This is a genomic window from Sphaerisporangium rubeum, assembly GCF_014207705.1.
In the GTDB taxonomy this organism is placed as follows: Bacteria; Actinomycetota; Actinomycetes; order Streptosporangiales; family Streptosporangiaceae; genus Sphaerisporangium; species Sphaerisporangium rubeum.
In genome coordinates, this window is record NZ_JACHIU010000001.1 from 5,889,239 (window position 1) to 5,906,743 (window position 17,505).

Below are 17,505 nucleotides of genomic sequence, written 5' to 3' on the forward strand. Positions count from 1 at the left end.
ACCCCTACGTGAACCTCTCGGCGGCCTCTATCAGCACGTCCGCGGAATCACTCGGACTGAGCGCCGCAGCGCGCAGGTAGTCGAACACCGATCCGTACTGCCGAACATCTTCCGTGTCTTCAAGATAAAGCGCGCTCAACATGTTCTCCAGATAGACCACATCGATCGCGCTTCGCGCGGGAAACCCCACGATGGCGAACGACCCGGTCAATGCGGGGTGCGCACCCGCACCGTACGGTAGGACCTGCACCATCACGTTCGGCCGCCGGACCGCCAGCCTCCGAAGCTGCTCCGCCATGATCTCCGCCGTACCGACGAACTGACGCGTGACCCCCTCACCGATGACCACGGAAAGTTCCAGCGGCATCTCGCCCGAGAGGCGCTTCTGCCGCTCCAACTTGACCGCGACGCGCCGATCCACCTCGTCGCGGGAGTCTCCGGGACGGAACGCCTCGATGACCGCTCGCGCGTACTCCTCCGTCTGCAGCAGCCCCGGCACCAGCGTCTGCTCGTAGTTCCTGACCGTGAGCGCCTCCGCCTCCAGCCCGATCAGGGTCGTGTACTCGCTGTTCAGCATGGTGCCGTAGGTCTGCCACCACCCGCGGAGCTGCGATTCCCTCGACAGAGCCAGCAGGGCCTCCCGCTCGTGCGTCCCCACCTCGTACAGATCGAGGAAGTGGCGCAGATCACGCGGTCGGATCCCTCTGCGTCCCGTCTCCAGGCGGCTGAGGGACGCGGCGGTTATCTCGATGTGGTCGGCCACTTCCTGCATGCTCATGCCCCGTTCGACTCGCAACCTCCGCAACTCGGAGGCCAAGCGGCGACGGCGGACGGTCGGACTCGCACCTGTGGCCATGGGTTCTCCTTCGAATCTCCAGCCGGAATCTTCCGGCGGTAGTACAGTCCTCCTCAGTCACAATGAGTGTACAGACGATGACAGTGCGTTGGTCGGCGAATGGTCATCTCGCATTCCTATACACCACGCCTCCGAAGGGTGAACCCCATGACAGTCCCGCGCACGCAGGACAACCGGCGCCTCCTCGGCACCGTTGACCTCCCAGGAACCCCGGCTCCGTGACGAAAGCCCGGACCTACGTGCGCTCCCTCTTACCGGCCACCGCGCACCCCACCCTCAACGACATCGAACTCCTCACCGGCGAACTCGTCGCGAACGCCGTCAAGCACTCCTACTCAGGCCGCACCCCGAACGGCCTAGTCAGACTCCACGTCTTCGACACCGGCCCCACCATCCAGGTCCTCGTCCTCGACCAGGGCCCGGCCACGCCTCTTCCTCCGATCCCCAAATCGGTCGACCCACTCAGTGAAGACGGCCGAGGCTTGTGGCTCGTCCAGGAACTGTCCTCGTCGTGGGGCTGGGAACCGCACCCCATGGGAGGATCGTATGGTTCGAGGTGAAACCGTGAACGCCTGCCTCTCCTAGTCCCACCAGAAGGACCAGGTCGGCTTGTCGATGAGTTCGTGTGCGTAGTCGAGGAGGGTGCCGGCTCCCTGGATGATGGCGTCGGGGCAGAAGGTCCAGTGTTCGGCGGCTATGTGGAGTGCGTGCTGGGGGGTGGCGGGTGGGGCGGCCACGGAGAGTTCCAGGGTGTTGAAGCCCATGGCTACCAGGCGGGTGGCGTAGCGGTCTTCCCAGCTTCTGACGACGGCGGCCAGGGGGACGTTCCATTCGTTGTGGTGGACGGCGCCTTGCCAGCCCATCACGGCTATGGCGTCGGCGGGTCTTGTCACGGCGGTCAGGGCCAGGGGCATGCCTTGGTCGGCCAGTACGGCGGCGTAGCGGTCGGCCAGGTCGTCGGGGTCGCAGCGTACTTGTGCGGGGTCGGCGGGGCCGGGGCAGTGGGGGCCGAAGGGGTCGAGGAGTTCCAGTTGGTCCTCGGTGGCTCGGTCGATCCAGTCGGACCAGACCTCTTCCATGAAGGCGCCTACGTGGAAGTGGTCGATCTCGGTGGCGGCGTCGGGGGCCACCTGGCCTACGGACCAGGGCTGGACGGAGTCCTCCATCAGGACGGGCCACAGGCCTGAGGCGGGGTGTTCGCGGCGTAAGGCCGTCCACAACGCGGCGGGGACGGGGTCGTCGGTCAGCCAGAAGGCGGCTCGGCGGTTGGCGGGCCAGCGGACGTAGGTGGGGTCGGGCCAGACGACCTCGCCCGGGGGGAGGTCGACGGACAGGACGCGGTCGTGTCCGCCGTCGTCGAAGAGCCCCCTCAGCTCTGGGGGGAGCCGCCGCGGCTGCCTTTGTGCCATCTCCGCCGGTCCGGTGCCGATCACACCCATAGGATCTCGGATCGCCGAGATGGTACTGCGAGGAGGATCCACCACGTCTACGTCGTACCGCACAACCACCCGTTCTGTCCGCACTCCCACCATGATCTCTCTTCTGCGGAGTCGAGGCGGCATGTTTACCTGCGGCGATGCAGGCAACGGCTTGGAGGGGGGAGAACGCCATCGGTAACGGAGGGAAACCATGGCGAACGTGTTCGAGGTCCTGAGAAGGGATCACGAAGAGGTCAAGGACATGATGAACGCGCTGGAGCGAGGCGTGGCGCCGGTACGAGAGGGGGAACGGCAGAGCACTCCCGGCCGCAAGCACCTGGTGGAGCAGCTCATCACCGAGGAGTCCAAGCACGAGGCCGTGGAGGAGCAGTACTTCTGGCCGGTGGTGCGGGAACTCGTGCCGAACGGGGACGAGCTGGCCGACGAGGCGATCCGGCAGGAGCAGAAGGCGAAGTTCACGCTGGAGGACCTGATCACCTACCAGCCGGGGGAGATCCGGTACGAGGAGATGTTGCGCGGGTTCATCGCGGAGGCCAGAGCGCACATCGCGTTCGAGGAGGAACGGGTCTTCCCCGAGCTGCGGCTGGTGATCAGCCCGGAGCGTTCGAACGAACTGGGGGCCAGGCTGGAGCGCGCCAAGCGCATGGCACCGACGCGTCCGCACCCGCACACCCCGCCGGACCCACGGCTGCTGAAGGCCACCTCTCCGCTGGTCGGTGCCGCCGATCGTCTGCGCGATCTGGTGACGGGCCGCGCACGGCACTAGGGAGAGTTTCCGGGTGACCGGCGTGGCCGCGCCGGTCACCGAGGCGGGCCGGTCTTCAGGCGCGTGAAGTCGGGTACGTCGCCGGGTGGCCCGCCATGTTGGGACGTATCGCGCCGCGGAGTGCTTTCCAGGCGGTGCGTACGTCAGTCGGGCTCGTGCCAGTCCAGGGTGCGGGTGACGGCTTTTTTCCAGGTTTCGTAGGACTTGTCGCGGTGGTCGTGGTCCCACGTGGGGTGCCAGCGTTTGGATTCGTGCCAGTTGCGGGCCAGGTCGTCGGTGGACTTCCAGAAACCTACGGCGAGGCCGGCGGCGTACGCGGCGCCCAGGGCCGTGGTCTCGGCGACGACGGGACGGGAGACGGGGACGCCGAGGATGTCGGCCTGGATCTGCATGCACAGGTCGTTGGCGGTCACGCCACCGTCCACGCGGAGGACGTCGAGCTCGACGCCGGAGTCGGCGCGCATGGCTTCGACGACGTCGCGGGTCTGGTAGCAGATGGCTTCCAGGGTGGCGCGTGCGATGTGGGCCTTGGTGTTGTACCGGGAGAGGCCGACGACGGCGCCGCGTGCGTCGGAGCGCCAGTACGGGGCGAAGAGGCCGGAGAAGGCGGGGACGAAGTAGACGCCGCCGTTGTCGGGGACGGAGGCGGCGAGGGGTTCGGTGTCGGCGGCGGTCTCTATGAGGCCGAGCTGGTCGCGTAGCCATTGGATGGCGGAGCCGGTGACGGCGATGGAGCCTTCGAGCGCGTACACCGGTGGCGCGTCGGCGAACTGGTAGCAGACGGTGGTGAGCAGGCCGTGGGAGGAGCGGACCAGCTCTGTGCCGGTGTTGAGGAGGAGGAAGTTGCCGGTGCCGTAGGTGTTCTTGGCCTGGCCGGGGGTGAAGCAGACCTGGCCCACGGTGGCGGCTTGCTGGTCGCCGAGGTCGCCGGCGAGGCCGACCTCGCCGGCGAGCGGGCCGTCGGGGCGGGTCGTGCCGTACAGGCCGGGGTGGGACGACGGCAGGATCTCCGGGAGCATGGCCCGCGGCACGCCGAACAGGGACAGCAACTCGTCGTCCCAGTCGAGCGTGGTCAGGTCCATCAGCATCGTGCGACTGGCGTTGGTGGGGTCGGTGACGTGCACGCCGCCGTCGGTTCCGCCGGTGAGGTTCCACAGGATCCAGGTGTCGATGGTGCCGAAGATCGCGTCGCCGGCCTCGGCGGCCTCGCGCACGCCGTCGACGTTCTCCAGGATCCACTGGATCTTCCCGCCGGAGAAGTACGTCGCCGGCGGCAGACCTGCCTTGCGGCGGATGACCTCTCCCTTGCCGTCGCGCTCCAGCGCCGCGGCGATGCGGTCGGTCCGGGTGTCCTGCCACACGATCGCGTTGTGGTACGGCCGTCCGGTGCGCCGGTTCCACACCACGGCGGTCTCCCGCTGGTTGGTGACGCCGACGGCGGCCAGGTCGGACGGCCCGAGGCCGGCCTCGCGCGACGCGGCCTCGATCACCGTCCTGGTCCGCTCCCAGATCTCCGCCGGGTCGTGCTCCACCCAGCCGGCGCGCGGCAGGATCTGCTCGTGTTCGAGCTGGTGGCGCGCGACCTCCTCGCCACCCTGATCGAAGATCATGAACCTGGTGCTCGTGGTCCCCTGATCGACGGCTCCCACGAAGTCGGCCATGGACGTCGCCTCCTCGAACGGCCCGCGTACCCGCCGTAGCACGGTACCGCTCCTGAGGGTCGGCGCAGCGGCGGCGCGGCCGACCCGTTGTCATTCCAAATGCGTCGATCTAGCGTTTAACCCGCCGATAACGGAACTAGTGAGCCGCGGCCTGGAGCCGCCACCCCTGAGGAGGACACATCCCGATGGTGAGACCGCTCGGCGTGCAGCTGTACACGGTTCGCGACCGGATGAAGGACGGCCGGGACGAGGTGCTGAGGCGGATAGCGGACATCGGGTACGGCGCGGTGGAGCCGTACGACCCGCTGGACGACCCTCAGGGGTTCCGCCGGGTGGCCGACGACCTCGGGCTGGTGGTGTCGGGGACGCACGCGTTCGACCTGCTGCGCAAGGACACCGGTGAGGTGCTCGACGCGGTGGCGGCGCTCGGGACGGACTCGGTGATCGTGCCGGCCGGGATCCCCGAGGAGGAGTTCACGACGCGGGACGGGGTGCGGCGGGCCGCGGAGCTGCTGAACGGGCTCGCCGAGAAGGCCTCGGCGCACGGGATGCGGCTCGGGTACCACAACCACTGGTGGGAGATCGAGCCGCGGATCGACGGCGTCCACGCCGTCGAGGTGCTCGCGGACGAGCTGGCGCCGGGGGTGTTCCTGGAGATCGACACGTACTGGGCCGCGGTGGGTGGGGCCGAGGTGCCGGGACTGCTCACGCGGCTCGGGGACCGGGTGGCGGCGTTGCACGTGAAGGACGGGCCAGGGGTCAAGGGGGAGCCGCACACGGCGGTCGGGTCGGGGGTCATGCCGGTGCCGGAGATCCTCGCGGCGGCCCCCGCCGACGCGTGGCGGATCGTCGAGCTGGACGACTGCGCCACCGACATGCTGGACGCGCTGGCCGCCGGGTACGCCTACCTGTCCGGCCTGGAGCGGGTGTGAGCGGCGCGGTCGGGGTCGCGCTGGTCGGGGCCGGGAAGATCAGCGGCGAGTACCTGCGGAACCTGACGTCGTTCCCCGACGTGCGGGTGCTCGGGGTGGCCGATCTGGACGCCGCGCGGGCCGCCGAGGTGGCGCGGGAATGGGACGTGCCGGTCGGCGGGGACGTCGGGACGGTGCTGGAACTGCCTGAGGTGGAGATCGTCGTCAACCTGACGATCCCGGCGGCGCACGCGGACGTGGCGATCACGGCGTTGCGCGCCGGCAAGCACGTGTACGGCGAGAAGCCGCTGGCGATGACGCCTGAGGAGGGACGGGAGGTGCTGGCCGAGGCGGGGCTGCGGAACCTGCGGGTCGGCAGCGCGCCGGACACGTTCCTCGGCGCGGGCCTCCAGTCGGCGGCGCGCGCGCTGGCGGACGGCGTGATCGGGACGCCGGTGGCGGCGACGGCGGTGATGCAGAGCCCGGGGCCCGAGTCGTGGCACCCGAACCCGGAGTTCCTGTACCAGCGGGGTGCGGGGCCGTTGTTCGACATCGGGCCGTACTACCTGACGGCGCTGGCGGCGATGCTCGGGCCGGTGTCCAAGGTCGCGGCGACGGCGCGGCAGGCGAGGGCCCGCCGGGTGATCGGGTCGGGGCCCAAAGGCGGGACGGAGTTCACGGTCGAGGTGCCGACGCACGTGATGGCGCTGATCGACTTCGTGGCGGGGCCGAGCGCCTCGTCGACGTTCAGTTTCGACTCCTCGGCGGGGCTGGCGATGATCCAGATCCTGGGGACGGAGGGGACGCTGTCCCTGCCGGACCCCAACACGTTCGGCGGCCCGCTGCGCGTGCGGTCGGCCAAGGACGACGGCTGGCGTGACCTGCCGGTGGAGGGTGCGACGGCGGGACGGGGACTCGGGGTGCTGGACATGGCGCGGGCCCTGCGGTCGGGGGAGCCGCACCGGGCCACGGGCCTGCTCGGGCTGCACGTGCTGGAGGCCATGACGGCGATCACGGAGTCGGCCGAGCGTGGCGAGTTCCGGCGGATCGAGACCGACGCGCCGCCGCCTGAGCCGCTGCCGGCGCACTGGGATCCGTACGCGGCGACGCTGGAGGTGTGAGCGGGTCCAGGCGGGTAGGCATGAGGACGTGGGACCGTCTGAGTCGAAGGAGAGCCGCGTCATGCACAAGTTCTCTTTGGTGGCCGTATCACGGGAACAGCTCGCGCGCGCCGAGCGGTCCACCGGCGGTCAGGCCGCGGACACGGTCGTCGGGGGACATGAGCGGGTCCTGCGGCAGACGGTGATCGGGCTGACCGCGGGGTCGGCGCAGGCGGACCACGAGAGCAACGGGGAGGCGACCGTGTACGTGCTGTCCGGCCGTGTCCGCGTGGTGGCCGGCGAGGTGTCCTGGGACGCGCTCGCCGGCGACCTGGTGATCGTGCCGCAGGAACGGCACCGCGTGGAGGCCGTCGAGGACTCCTCCATCCTGCTCACGGTGGCCCTCCCCCGCTGACCGCCGTCAGGTCGTGGCCAGGGCCACGGTCGGGGACAGGCGTGCGGCGCGCATGGCGGGGTACAGCCCGGCGAGCGTGCCGATGATCAGGGTGGCGCCGAGCGCGGCACCCACCGACCAGGCGGGGATCACCGCCGGCCAGTCCCGGGACAGCGCGTACGCCACGGTGGCGGCGGCGCCGAGCACCGCGCCGGCCGCGCCGCCGAGGGTGGACAGCAGCAGCGACTCGGTGACGAACTGGAGCCGCACCTGGCCCCGGGTCGCACCCAGAGAGCGGCGCAGGCCGATCTCCTTGCGGCGTTCCAGCACGGAGATGACCATGGTGTTGGCCACCCCGACTCCGCCGACCAGCAGGGCCACCGCGCCGAGGCCGAGCAGCAGGTTGGTGAAGGCACCCACGGCGGCGGCCTTGGCCTCCAGCGCGTCGGAGGGACGGCTCACCTCCACCTCGTCGGGCTGCTCGGGGTTGACGGTACGGGCCAGGACCTCGCCGACGGCCACCACGGTCTCGTCGGGGGACCGTTCGTAGATCTTGGTGGGGTGGCCGTCGAAGTCCAGGTGACGCTCGGCGGCGGGCCAGCCGACCAGCGCGGACCGTTCGATCTCGGGGGCCAGCGGCATGGCGTCCAGGATGCCGATCACGGTGAAGAAGCGGTCGCCGAGCCAGACCTGGATACCGGTGCGGGTGATGCCGAGCCGTTCGGCGGCGACGGAACCGAGGACGACAGCCGGGGCCCGCGCGGTGGCGGCGTTCAGCCAGGTGCCAGTGCGCACCGTGCCGCGCAGGGTGGCGAGCAGGTCCTCATGGGCCGCCTGCACGGCGATGCCGCTGGTCACCGCGTCGGGGATCTTGCCGGTACGGCGCACCGTCGCGTCGACCGACCCGGTCGCCGACACCGACTCCACCGGGCCGATGCGGCGGACCATCTCCAGTGACGTGAGCGGCAGCTTGGCGTCCTCACCGAACATGGTCTGGCCCGGCTGGACGGTCAGCATGTTGGTGCCGAGCGCGTCGAGACGGCTGAGCAGCGCGGCCCGTGAGGACGCCGAGATGCCGACGACGGCGACCATCGTGGCGATGCCGATCGCGATGCCGAGCGCCGACAGCACGACCCTGATGGGCCTGGTGCGCAGCCCCGCGGCGCCGACGCGCAGCACGTCACCCGGGCCGAGCCGCGCGGGGACCAGCCGCGGCGGGCCACCGCCGGTACGGGACCTGCGCCGTGTCCCGTCCACGGGGGTCGTCTCGGTCACGGCTCGCTCCTCTCGCCGGTGCCGCGGCCGGGTACGGCGGCGGCCGGGCCGTCGTCGGCGGCGATGAGGCCGTCGCGCATGCGGACACGGCGGGGGGCCCAGGCGGCGATCTCCATGTCGTGGGTGATGATCGCGACGGTCGTGCCGGCGGAGTTCAGGCCGGACAGCACGGACAGCACGTCGGCGCCGGCGGCGGAGTCCAGGTTGCCGGTGGGTTCGTCGGCCAGCAGCAGGCCGGGATCGCCGGCGACGGCGCGGGCCACGGCCACGCGTTGCTGCTCACCGCCGGACAGCTGGTGGGGCCGGTGACCGAGGCGGTGGCCGAGGCCGACACGTTCCAGCGCGGCGGCGGCCCGGTCGCGGCGTTCGCGTGCGGGACGGCCGGTGTACAGCAGGCCGTCGGCGACGTTGTCCAGGGCCGTGGTGCCGGCGGCCAGGTGGAACTGCTGGAACACGAAACCGAGGTGCCGTGAGCGCAGCGCGGACAGCTCGCGGTCGCGCAGGGCCGCGACGTCGTAGCCGGCGATGCGCACCCCGCCGGACGTGGGACGGTCCAGGGTGCCGATCATGTGCAGCAAGGTGGACTTCCCCGACCCGGACGGCCCGACGATGGCCAGCAGCTCCCCCGGTTCGACGGCCATGCTGACGCCGCGCAGCGCCTCGACCTGGCCGCCGTACACCTTGCGCACGTCCGTGATCTCGACGATGGGGCTCACCGTGCCGGCACCCTGACCTTCATGCCTTCCGTGATCCCGGAGCCGGAGATCTCGGCGCGGCCCCTGCCGTACGCGCCGGTCTCCACCGCGACGATCCGTGAGGCGCCGCCGTCGACGACCTCGACCCCGAAGCCGCCTTCGCTGAGCGCGAGCAGCGCCTCGATCGGCACCGACAGCACGTTCTCGGCGCTCTCGCTGACCAGGGTCACACTGACCGGCGCCTGGTCGAGCCGTCCGGCCTTCTTCGGCGACGACAGCGTGATCTCCACGCCGACGGTCGGCTCCGACTCGTTGCCCGGCTCGTCGCTGCCGCTGTCCACGACCGTGCCGACGCCGCTGATCTTTCCCTTGAGCTCGGCGCCGCTCGGCAGCTCGACGGTCACCGCGGCACCCTTGCGGGCCAGGGCCTGCATGTCGGCCTCCAGGTCGACGTGCACGGTGCGGCGGGTCGAGGTCACGGTGAGCACCTGCTGACCGGGGGCCGCGCGGTCCCCCACCTCGGCCTTGGCCTGCGCGACCCGCACGGGCCCCGGCAGGAACACGACCTGGCTCGCGTCCACGGCCCCGGTCTCCGGCAGGCCGCGGTCCTCCTGCCAGTCCAGTACGGCCCGGTACGTCGCGTAGGTGAACTCGGTGTCCACCGTCATGTCGTCGCCGTACCCGAGCTTCCTGAGATTGCGTTCGAGCTGCTCGACGTCCGTGCCGTCGGACACCCCGAGCTGGAGCGTCCGGTACACCGGCAGCCAGCCGTACATCAGGACCTGCGGCCGGCGGTCCACCTTGACCAGCGACCGGCCCCGTGTCACGACCGCGCCTTCGCGAGCGACGGACGTGACCGTGCCGGAGGCACCCGCGTAGACCTTGCGTTCCCCCTCGTACGTCAGGGTGCCGTCGACCGACACGGTGTCGGTCAGGTCGCCGCGCTCGACGGTGGCCGTCGTCGCCGGCGGCGCGGTGGCGGAAGGGGTGGCGGGCCCGGCCCTGCCGCCGCCTGTCATGGTCACCGCCGCCGTCCCGGCGAGGATCGCCGTCACCGCGATCCCGGCCGCCGGCAACCCCGGCCGCCGTATCCGCATCACCGTTCACCTCCGTGCCTCGGGGTCGGTCGCCCCTGGCACGGCTGATTTGTAGTCAGGTGCCGGTTAGCGGCGGATAAGCGGCGGCGTTTACCGGTGCCTAACACCCGTTGGACCAGGCTGGACGCCACAGCAGGCCGAAAGGACACAGGGATGCGGGTGCTGGTGGTGGAGGATGAGGACCGGCTGGCCGAGGCCATCGCGCACGGGCTGCGCCGCCGGGCCATCGCGGTGGACGTCGTCTACGACGGCGCCGACGCTCTGGAGCGCACGGCCTACGTCGACTACGACGTGATCGTGCTGGACCGTGACCTGCCGGAGCTGCACGGCGACGAGGTGTGCCGCAGGCTGGCGGCGAGCGGGTCGGCCGGCCGGGTGCTGATGCTGACCGCGGCGGGTGAGGTGCTCGACCGGGTGGACGGGTTGTCGCTCGGCGCCGACGACTACCTCACCAAGCCGTTCGCGTTCACCGAGCTGGTGGCGCGGGTCCGCACGCTGGCGCGGCGCACCGGGCCGTCCCGTCCGACGGTGCTGGAACGCGCGGACGTGCGGGTGGACCTGGCGGCCCGGCTGGTGACGCGGCAGGACAGGCCGGTGGCGCTGACCCGCAAGGAGTTCGCCGTGCTGGCCGAGCTGATGCGGACCGACGGCGTGGCGTCGGCGCGGGAGCTGGTGGCGCGGGCCTGGGACCAGAACGTCGAGTCGGGGACCGGCGCGCTACGGGTCACCATCACGACGTTGCGCAAGAAGCTCGGCCGGCCGGACGTCATTGAGACCGTGCCGGGTGCCGGCTACCGCATCTGCGGGGAGCCGTCATGAGAGGTGTGGCGGTACGGGAACTGCTGGCGCGTGCGCGGCGGGGGCCGGGGCTGCGTGCGCGGCTCACCCTCATCTACAGCGGCCTGTTCCTCGTGGCGGGATCGGTGCTGCTGTGGGCCACGTACCTGTTGACGGCCAACGCGCTGAACCGCGAGTTCTACGTGGCGGGGGCCACGATGCCGGGCCCCGACGTGCTGATACGCGAACCGGTCGCGCCGGGGGAGGGACCCAAGGTCGCCATCCTGGCCAAGACCCTGGTGGAGCGGTACGACAGCGCCAAGGAGCAGGTGCTGATCGACCTGCTGAACAACTCGGTGCTCATCATGCTGGCCGTCGTCGCGCTGGCCATCGTGCTCGGCCACCTGGTCGCGAGCCGCGCGCTGCGTCCCCTGCACCGGGTGACCGCGACCGCGCGGCGCCTGTCGGAGAGCACCCTGCACGAACGCATCGCGCTGTCCGGTCCGAACGACGACGTCAAGCGCCTCGCCGACACCTTCGACGGGATGCTCGACCGGTTGCAGCGCGCGTTCGACACCCAGCGCCGCTTCACCGTGAACGCCTCGCACGAGCTGCGCACCCCGCTCGCGATCAACCGGACGCTGCTGGAGGTGGCGCTGGAGGAACCCGACCCGCCGGAGGAGATGGTACGGCTCGGCAAGGCGCTGCTCAGCACCAACGCGCGCCACGAACGGCTGATCGAGGGTCTGCTGCTGCTCTCGCGGTCCGAGCAGGAGGTGATCACCCGCAAGCCCGTGCCGGTGGACGAGCTGGCCGGCTCGGTCGCCGACGAGCTGGCGGCGACGGCGCGGCGCCGCCGCGTCCAGGTGACGCGGCGGCTGAGCCCCGCGGTGGCGGCGGGTGATCCGGTGCTCATCGAGCGGTGTGTGTTCAATCTCCTGGAGAACGCGCTCAAGTACAACGTCAAAGGCGGCACCGTCGAGCTGGCCGTGACGGCGGAGACCGAGGCGGTCGTGGTGCGGGTCGAGAACACCGGGCCGGCGATCCCGGGGTACGAGGTCGGTGAGCTGTTCGAGCCGTTCCGCAGGCTGCAGAACCGGGTGGGTGGCGCGCAGGGCTCCGGTCTCGGGCTGTCGATCGTCCGTGCGATCGTGACCGCGCACCAAGGTGAGGTGGAGGCCGCCGCGCGCGCCGAAGGCGGCCTCGTGGTCACCATGCGGCTCCCCGTCCCCTGAGCCGTCAGTTCCTCTCGGTCTGGCTGGGTCCGCTTTCCCCGACCTGGCTGGGTCCGCGGCCCGGCAGCAGGTTCTCGCACGCCTTGTGCGCCTTCTCGACGACCTTGTCGTCGGCGTTCTTGTCCTTGCGGATCATGATGCCGCCACCGGGCTTGGGGTCGTCCATGTGGACGCCGTGCTCGCGCATGCACTGCGCGAACTTCAGCATCGCGTCCCGCATCGCCGGGTCCTCGGGGCCCTTGCCGCCGAGCATGCCGCCTTGCATGTACTTGCCGCACGCCTTCTGGGCCTTCTCCATCTTCGACCGGTCACCCTTGATTCTGGCGGTGATCCCGCCGCCAGGCTCGGGGTCCTTCATGTCGACGCCGTGCTCACGCATGCACTGCGCGAACTTCAGCGGGTCGCTCGACGTGGCCGGGCTCGCCGTCGCTGACGCCGACGCCTCGGCCGCCGGGGTGCCGGCCGACGCCACCCCCGGGGGCTTCTGTGCCGCGCCGCACGCGGTGAGCGCGAGCAGCGTTCCCGCGGCGAGCGCCACGGACCGGAGCCTCATCTCGTCCTCCTCCTGCGCCGGGCCACGCACCCGGCGACAGGCACCATGTCTACGGAGACACGGATTAGCGAGGAGTAAGCGTCACGACGTCTCGGGGTTGGCGCCGCGGGTCTTGCCGGCGACGGCGAGCCAGGCGACGTCCCACTCGGCGTACCTGCGGCGGTCGAGCGAGCGGCGGACGAGCGCGAAACAGCCGAGCAGCAGGCCGCCTGCGACGGTGACCGCGCCGGTCGCGCCGGCGAGCGCGCGGGCCACCGTCATGGCGCGGTCGGGCTGCGTGCCGCCTGGCCGGCCCTTGGCGTCCAGCCACACCCGGACCGTCGTGCCGGCCTTGGTGCCGAGGAACACCGGCGCGTCGGCGATGACCTGACGGTTGTGGGTGTCGACCCACGAGACCGGGGTGCGCAGTTCGGTGCGCACGGTGTCGATGGAGGTGCGCGGCACCGGCGCGTCACGTAGGACGCGCGCCGCGACCCACTGGCCGGACCGCTCGGCGGCGAGGCCGTCGCGGTACAGCGCGTTACCGGTGAGGAACGCCAGCGCCAGGCTCGCGGTGAACATCAGGACGCACGCCAGCGCGGCGAGGGCCTCGACGCGGTCGGTGCGCCGGCGCAGGGGATTGCCGTCCGGCCGGTACAGCCGCACGCGGCACATCACCCATCGGCCCACGTCCCGCATCGGGACCACCTCCTACCTGCGGTCTTTCGCGTTTCAGCCTGTCCCCTTCCCCGATCGGCGGCATTGCCACGCCGAAACGGCAACCTCCCCTTGAAGTGCTGTTCCGGGCCGCCTCTGACGAACCCGGGACTATCTCGTCCAAAGGGTTTCCTGAACGGCGTGAACCAGGGTGGTGACCTCGGCCGACGCACGGCCGGCGGGCCACGCGAGGCCGAAGGTCAGTCGCAGATCCCCCGCGTCGAACGGCACATATCTGACATCGGGCCGCCGGATGGACGCGGTGAGCAGGCGAGGCGCCGGCAGCAGACCGATCCCGGCGGCCACCAGGTCGAGCAGCGCGGCGAAGTCGTCGACGTCGTCGGCCACCTCGTGGTGCTGGTACGTGCCGCGCAACGTGACGGCGAGACGGGCCCACATGCCGCCGGGTGGCCGTACGCGCGGCAGGAGGATCTTGTGGCGGCCGAGCAGGGCCGGGGTGACGCGAGGCAGCGCGGCGAGCGGGTCACCGGCCGGCACGGCCAGATGCGCGACGGTCACGTGGAAACGCGCGCCGGTGGCGCAGCCGACGGGGAACGGTGCACTGAGCAGCGCGGCGGGGATCTCCCCGCGCACCAGGCCCTCGGTGGCGGCCCGCCACCCGAGCGGACGCAGCTCGACGTCGATGGCGGGTTCCCGTCCCGCCAGCCGCCGGGCCGCTCGCGCGGCGAGACCGCCGACCAGCGGTGCATAAGCGAGCTGGATGGACGGCCGGGGTGGCGCGGCCAGCCTGGCGGCCTCGGCGGTGAACGCGGCGGCGGTCTCCATCACCGTGTCGGCGTACGGCAGCAGCGCGGCGCCGGCGGGGGTGAGCCGCACCGCGCGGCTGGTGCGTGCGAACAGCATGACGCCGAGCTGCCGTTCCAGACGGCCGACGGACTGGCTCACCGCGGGTTGCGACATGCCGAGCTCCGCCGCGGCGCGGGAGAAGCCGAGGTGCCTCGCGACGACGGCGAAGCATTCGATGTCACGCAGGGTCGGGACCACGCTCCAGTATGACCCGGTCATTCATAAGCGCTGTCGATAGATGTCATCGGCTGCTGATCGTCTCCAGGCACGATGCCGTGGTCACGTTCCGCCTCACGTCGCAGGGAGTCCGCATGACCACGCCACGCATCTCGCCGTTCCCGGCCGCCACGGTGCTCGGTTACCCGAGGATCGGCCGCCGCCGCGAGCTGAAGCGCGCGCTGGAGGCGTACTGGGACGGCCGCGCCACCGCCGACGAGCTGCGGCGCACCGGACGGGAACTGCGGCGCGACGCGTGGACCCGGCTCGCGGAGCTGGGGCTCGACCGGCCGCCGTCCAACACGTTCTCGGCGTACGACCACGTGCTGGACACGGCCGTGATGCTCGGCGCGGTGCCGCGGCGGTACCGGGACGCCGCCCCCGGCGAGGTGTACTTCGCGATGGCGCGCGGCACCGGCGATGTGGCGCCGCTGCGCATGACCAAGTGGTTCGACACCAACTACCACTACATCGTGCCGGAGATCGGGCCGGACACCGTCTTCACGGCCGACCCCGGCAAGCCGGTCGCCGAGCTGCGCGAGGCCCGCGACCTCGGCGTCGCGACCCGGCCGGTGCTGGTCGGCCCGGTGACGTTCCTGCTGCTCGCCGAAGGCATGGACGTGCCTTTGGACCGGCTCGACGACGTGCTCGGCGCTTACGAGACCGTGCTCACCGCGCTCGCCGCCGAAGGCGCCGACTGGGTGCAGCTCGACGAGCCGGCGCTCGCGGCCGACCGCACCGAGGCCGAGCTCGACGCGGTACGGCACGCGTACCGGCGCCTCGGCGCGCTCACCGGACGTCCCGGCCTGTTCGTGGCGACGTACTTCGGTGGCATCGGCCCGGCGCTGCCGGTGCTGGCCGGCACCCCGGTGGAGGCCATCGGGCTCGACCTGGTGCGCGGCGACGACCACCTCGGCGACCTGCCTGAGGCGCTGGCCGGCAAGACCGTCGTCGCCGGTGTGGTGTCCGGCCGGGACGTGTGGCGCACCGACGCCGACACCGCGCTCGCCACCCTCGCCGGCCTGCGCGAACGCGCCGCACAGGTGAGCGTGAGCACGTCCTGCTCGCTGCTGCACGTGCCGTACGACCTGGACGCCGAGACCGATCTTTCCCCCGAGCTGGTACGCCGGCTGGCGTTCGCCGACCAGAAGGTCGCCGAGGTCGTGGACCTCGCGGCCCGCCTCGCCGTCCTGCCGTCCGGCGCCGTCCCGGCCGTGCCGCGCGTGACCGCGCCGCCGGCCGCCACGCCGGCCCCCGCACCCGCCGTCCGCACCCCCTACGAGACGCGTGCCGCCGCGCAGGCCCGCCACCTGCGCCTGCCGCCGCTCCCCACCACCACGATCGGCTCCTTCCCGCAGACCGGCGAACTGCGCGCCGCGCGCGCCGAGCTGACCGCCGGCCGCCTGGACGAGGCCGCCTACGACGAGCGGGTGCGCGCCGAGATCGAGCAGGTCGTCCGCCTGCAGGAACGCCTGGGCCTGGACGTCCTGGTCCACGGCGAGCCCGAGCGCAACGACATGGTCCAGTACTTCGCCGAACACCTCGACGGCTTCGCCGTCACCCGCCACGGCTGGGTCCAGTCGTACGGCTCACGGTGCACCCGGCCCCCCATCCTGCACGGCGACGTCCGCCGTCCGGCCCCCATCACCGTGCGCTGGGCCTCGTACGCCGACTCCCTCACCCCCAAACCGGTCAAAGGCATGCTCACCGGCCCGGTGACCATCGTCGCCTGGTCCTTCGTCCGCCGCGACATCCCCCTGCGCGACGTCACCATGCAGGTGGCGGAAGCCGTACGCGAAGAGGTCCGCGACCTGGAGCAGGCAGGCATCTCGATCATCCAGGTGGACGAGCCCGCCTTGAGGGAACTCCTTCCCCTCCGCACGGCCGACCAGCGGAAATACCTCACCTGGGCCGTGGAGTCCTACCGCCACGCCACCTCGTCCGCCGCCGACCACACCCAGATCCACACCCACCTGTGCTACTCCCAGGCCGACCAGATCCTCACCGCGATAGAAGCCTTGGACGCCGACGTCACCACCATCGAATCGGCCCGCTCCGCCGGCAGGATCCTCCCCACCCTGCGAACCTTCCCCAGAGCCCTCGGCCCCGGCGTCTACGACATCCACTCCCCCCGCGTCCCCACCTCCGCAGAGATCGAGAAATCCCTCCGGGCCATCCTGGACGTCCTCCCCGCCGACCGCGTCTGGTCCAACCCCGACTGCGGCCTCAAGACCCGCACCTACCCCCAGGTCGAAGAGGCCCTCACCAACCTCGTCACCGCCACCCACCACCTGCGTGACGCCATCGAAGGAGAGACAAGCCGGTCCCGCGGCTGAGCCGGTCCACAGTGGGTCCGCCGATCCGTTGCATGTAAAATGCATGCATGGTGGCATTGCAGATCAGGGACGTGCCCGAGAGCGTACGGGACGCTCTCGCGGCACAGGCCCGAGCGCGTGGGTTGTCATTGCAAGGGTTGCTGCTGGAGTTGGTCACCACAGAGGCCCGGCGAGCGCAGAACCTCGCCGTCCTGGCCCGCGCCAGGCGGCGGGCCGGAGGTCACGTGGCGCGTCCGGGTGACGTCGTCGCGGAACTCGACGACATCAGGCGGGAACGTCCCGGCGGCGGCGAGTGATCGTCGTCGACGCCTCCGTCCTCGCCGAGGCGCTGACGGGATCCGGGCCGGTGGCCGAAGCCGCGTGGGACGTGTTGGAGCGTGACTCGCGTTGGGCGGGGCCGCCGATGCTCAAGACCGAAGTTCTGTCGGTGATACGAGGCCGGCTGCTCGGCAAGAAGATCACGCAGGAGGCCGCGGACGAGGCCGTCGCCGACCTGATCGCGATGGTCGTGGACACGATCGCCGAGGACTGCCTGATACCACGGGCATGGGAGCTTCGCGGCAACCTGACGGCCTACGACGCCACCTACGTGGCCGCCGCGGAAGCCCTCGGGTGCCCTCTGGTGACCATGGATGTGCGGCTGAGCCGGGCGATCGGCCCACGGTGCGCTGTCCATGTCATCGAGCCGTAG

At 71.3% G+C, this 17,505-nt stretch carries 19 protein-coding genes; 10 read left to right on the forward strand and 9 right to left on the reverse strand.

What is annotated here, in order from left to right:
• Positions 1–4: 4 nt before the first annotated feature.
• Positions 5–856, reverse strand: a complete 852-nt coding sequence (locus BJ992_RS25075; protein ID WP_184985061.1) for a helix-turn-helix domain-containing protein — start codon at positions 854–856, stop codon at positions 5–7.
• 218 nt (positions 857–1,074) lie between these two features.
• On the opposite strand from BJ992_RS25075, the gene BJ992_RS25080 reads away from it, so the two are divergent.
• On the forward strand, positions 1,075–1,416 hold the full coding sequence (locus tag BJ992_RS25080) for an ATP-binding protein (protein WP_184985063.1): 342 nt from the start codon (positions 1,075–1,077) through the stop codon (positions 1,414–1,416).
• A 21-nt stretch (positions 1,417–1,437) separates the two neighbouring features.
• Here the strand turns inward: BJ992_RS25080 and BJ992_RS25085 are convergent, their stop codons facing one another.
• Entirely contained in the window at positions 1,438–2,289 is an 852-nt protein-coding gene (locus BJ992_RS25085; RefSeq protein WP_343072843.1) for a DUF4253 domain-containing protein, read from the reverse strand.
• A 196-nt stretch (positions 2,290–2,485) separates the two neighbouring features.
• Here BJ992_RS25085 and BJ992_RS25090 point away from each other — a divergent pair, with 196 nt between their 5' ends.
• Positions 2,486–3,061 carry a hemerythrin domain-containing protein gene (locus BJ992_RS25090; RefSeq protein WP_184985065.1) on the forward strand — a complete coding sequence of 192 codons (576 nt, stop codon included), beginning with the start codon at positions 2,486–2,488 and terminating at the stop codon, positions 3,059–3,061.
• 143 nt (positions 3,062–3,204) lie between these two features.
• On the opposite strand, the gene glpK is transcribed toward BJ992_RS25090, so the two are convergent.
• On the reverse strand, positions 3,205–4,722 hold the full coding sequence (glpK, locus tag BJ992_RS25095) for a glycerol kinase GlpK (RefSeq protein ID WP_184988931.1): 1,518 nt from the start codon (positions 4,720–4,722) through the stop codon (positions 3,205–3,207).
• 185 nt (positions 4,723–4,907) lie between these two features.
• Here glpK and BJ992_RS25100 point away from each other — a divergent pair, with 185 nt between their 5' ends.
• The 3 genes from BJ992_RS25100 to BJ992_RS25110 all read left to right on the forward strand — a co-directional run bounded on the left by BJ992_RS25100 (position 4,908) and on the right by BJ992_RS25110 (position 7,148).
• On the forward strand, positions 4,908–5,654 hold the full coding sequence (locus BJ992_RS25100; protein ID WP_184985067.1) for a sugar phosphate isomerase/epimerase family protein: 747 nt from the start codon (positions 4,908–4,910) through the stop codon (positions 5,652–5,654).
• Positions 5,651–6,754 carry a Gfo/Idh/MocA family oxidoreductase gene (locus BJ992_RS25105; RefSeq protein WP_184985069.1) on the forward strand — a complete coding sequence of 368 codons (1,104 nt, stop codon included), beginning with the start codon at positions 5,651–5,653 and terminating at the stop codon, positions 6,752–6,754. The genes BJ992_RS25100 and BJ992_RS25105 overlap by 4 nt, the downstream gene beginning before the upstream one ends.
• 61 nt (positions 6,755–6,815) lie before the next feature.
• A complete protein-coding gene (locus BJ992_RS25110; protein WP_184985071.1) occupies positions 6,816–7,148 on the forward strand; it encodes a cupin domain-containing protein in 333 nt (110 codons plus the stop codon).
• 6 nt (positions 7,149–7,154) lie between these two features.
• Here BJ992_RS25110 and BJ992_RS25115 read toward each other — a convergent pair whose 3' ends face one another.
• From BJ992_RS25115 to BJ992_RS25125, 3 genes are read right to left on the reverse strand one after another with little or no spacing between them, the layout of a single operon-like run.
• Entirely contained in the window at positions 7,155–8,402 is a 1,248-nt protein-coding gene (locus BJ992_RS25115) for an ABC transporter permease (protein WP_425503701.1), read from the reverse strand.
• Positions 8,399–9,109: an ABC transporter ATP-binding protein gene (locus BJ992_RS25120; RefSeq protein WP_184988933.1), complete on the reverse strand. Its 711-nt coding sequence runs from the start codon at positions 9,107–9,109 to the stop codon at positions 8,399–8,401. Before BJ992_RS25120 ends, BJ992_RS25115 begins: the two co-directional genes overlap by 4 nt.
• 5 nt (positions 9,110–9,114) lie before the next feature.
• Positions 9,115–10,194 (reverse strand): efflux RND transporter periplasmic adaptor subunit, encoded by a 1,080-nt coding sequence (locus BJ992_RS25125; RefSeq protein WP_184988939.1) that lies wholly within the window; start codon positions 10,192–10,194, stop codon positions 9,115–9,117.
• A 153-nt stretch (positions 10,195–10,347) separates the two neighbouring features.
• Between BJ992_RS25125 and BJ992_RS25130 the strand changes: the two genes are divergently transcribed.
• Together BJ992_RS25130 and BJ992_RS25135 are read left to right on the forward strand one after the other, a co-directional pair.
• Entirely contained in the window at positions 10,348–11,013 is a 666-nt protein-coding gene (locus BJ992_RS25130) for a response regulator transcription factor (protein WP_184985073.1), read from the forward strand.
• The gene (locus BJ992_RS25135; protein ID WP_184985075.1) at positions 11,010–12,206 is read left to right on the forward strand and encodes a sensor histidine kinase; all 1,197 of its coding nucleotides are present in this window, start codon (positions 11,010–11,012) and stop codon (positions 12,204–12,206) included. Before BJ992_RS25130 ends, BJ992_RS25135 begins: the two co-directional genes overlap by 4 nt.
• 4 nt (positions 12,207–12,210) lie before the next feature.
• On the opposite strand, the gene BJ992_RS25140 is transcribed toward BJ992_RS25135, so the two are convergent.
• From BJ992_RS25140 to BJ992_RS25150, 3 genes are all read right to left on the reverse strand, one after another.
• Entirely contained in the window at positions 12,211–12,759 is a 549-nt protein-coding gene (locus tag BJ992_RS25140; RefSeq protein WP_184985077.1) for a hypothetical protein, read from the reverse strand.
• A gap of 81 nt (positions 12,760–12,840) precedes the next feature.
• Positions 12,841–13,437 carry an Rv1733c family protein gene (locus BJ992_RS25145; protein ID WP_184985079.1) on the reverse strand — a complete coding sequence of 199 codons (597 nt, stop codon included), beginning with the start codon at positions 13,435–13,437 and terminating at the stop codon, positions 12,841–12,843.
• 129 nt (positions 13,438–13,566) lie between these two features.
• Positions 13,567–14,481, reverse strand: coding sequence for a LysR family transcriptional regulator (locus tag BJ992_RS25150; protein ID WP_184985081.1), 915 nt, complete (start codon positions 14,479–14,481; stop codon positions 13,567–13,569).
• Between the two features lie 92 nt (positions 14,482–14,573).
• Between BJ992_RS25150 and metE the strand changes: the two genes are divergently transcribed.
• Genes metE through BJ992_RS25165 form a run of 3 tightly spaced genes read left to right on the forward strand, consistent with a single transcriptional unit; the run spans position 14,574 to position 17,505 of the window.
• Entirely contained in the window at positions 14,574–16,814 is a 2,241-nt protein-coding gene (gene metE / locus BJ992_RS25155) for a 5-methyltetrahydropteroyltriglutamate--homocysteine S-methyltransferase (protein ID WP_184985083.1), read from the forward strand.
• 47 nt (positions 16,815–16,861) lie between these two features.
• A complete protein-coding gene (locus BJ992_RS25160; protein ID WP_184985085.1) occupies positions 16,862–17,110 on the forward strand; it encodes a hypothetical protein in 249 nt (82 codons plus the stop codon).
• On the forward strand, positions 17,107–17,505 hold the full coding sequence (locus BJ992_RS25165) for a PIN domain-containing protein (RefSeq protein WP_184985087.1): 399 nt from the start codon (positions 17,107–17,109) through the stop codon (positions 17,503–17,505). Before BJ992_RS25160 ends, BJ992_RS25165 begins: the two co-directional genes overlap by 4 nt.

Bases quoted from the DNA above. Each gene is read 5' to 3' on its own strand.
- BJ992_RS25090 (WP_184985065.1), top strand. From the start codon at position 2,486: ATGGCGAACGTGTTCGAGGTCCTGAGAAGGGATCACGAAGAGGTCAAG.
- BJ992_RS25125 (WP_184988939.1), bottom strand. From the start codon at position 10,194: ATGCGGATACGGCGGCCGGGGTTGCCGGCGGCCGGGATCGCGGTGACG.
- BJ992_RS25100 (WP_184985067.1), top strand. From the start codon at position 4,908: ATGGTGAGACCGCTCGGCGTGCAGCTGTACACGGTTCGCGACCGGATG.
- glpK (WP_184988931.1), bottom strand. From the start codon at position 4,722: ATGGCCGACTTCGTGGGAGCCGTCGATCAGGGGACCACGAGCACCAGG.
- metE (WP_184985083.1), top strand. From the start codon at position 14,574: ATGACCACGCCACGCATCTCGCCGTTCCCGGCCGCCACGGTGCTCGGT.
- BJ992_RS25145 (WP_184985079.1), bottom strand. From the start codon at position 13,437: ATGCGGGACGTGGGCCGATGGGTGATGTGCCGCGTGCGGCTGTACCGG.
- BJ992_RS25140 (WP_184985077.1), bottom strand. From the start codon at position 12,759: ATGAGGCTCCGGTCCGTGGCGCTCGCCGCGGGAACGCTGCTCGCGCTC.
- BJ992_RS25160 (WP_184985085.1), top strand. From the start codon at position 16,862: ATGGTGGCATTGCAGATCAGGGACGTGCCCGAGAGCGTACGGGACGCT.
- BJ992_RS25135 (WP_184985075.1), top strand. From the start codon at position 11,010: ATGAGAGGTGTGGCGGTACGGGAACTGCTGGCGCGTGCGCGGCGGGGG.
- BJ992_RS25110 (WP_184985071.1), top strand. From the start codon at position 6,816: ATGCACAAGTTCTCTTTGGTGGCCGTATCACGGGAACAGCTCGCGCGC.
- BJ992_RS25150 (WP_184985081.1), bottom strand. From the start codon at position 14,481: ATGACCGGGTCATACTGGAGCGTGGTCCCGACCCTGCGTGACATCGAA.
- BJ992_RS25075 (WP_184985061.1), bottom strand. From the start codon at position 856: ATGGCCACAGGTGCGAGTCCGACCGTCCGCCGTCGCCGCTTGGCCTCC.
- BJ992_RS25130 (WP_184985073.1), top strand. From the start codon at position 10,348: ATGCGGGTGCTGGTGGTGGAGGATGAGGACCGGCTGGCCGAGGCCATC.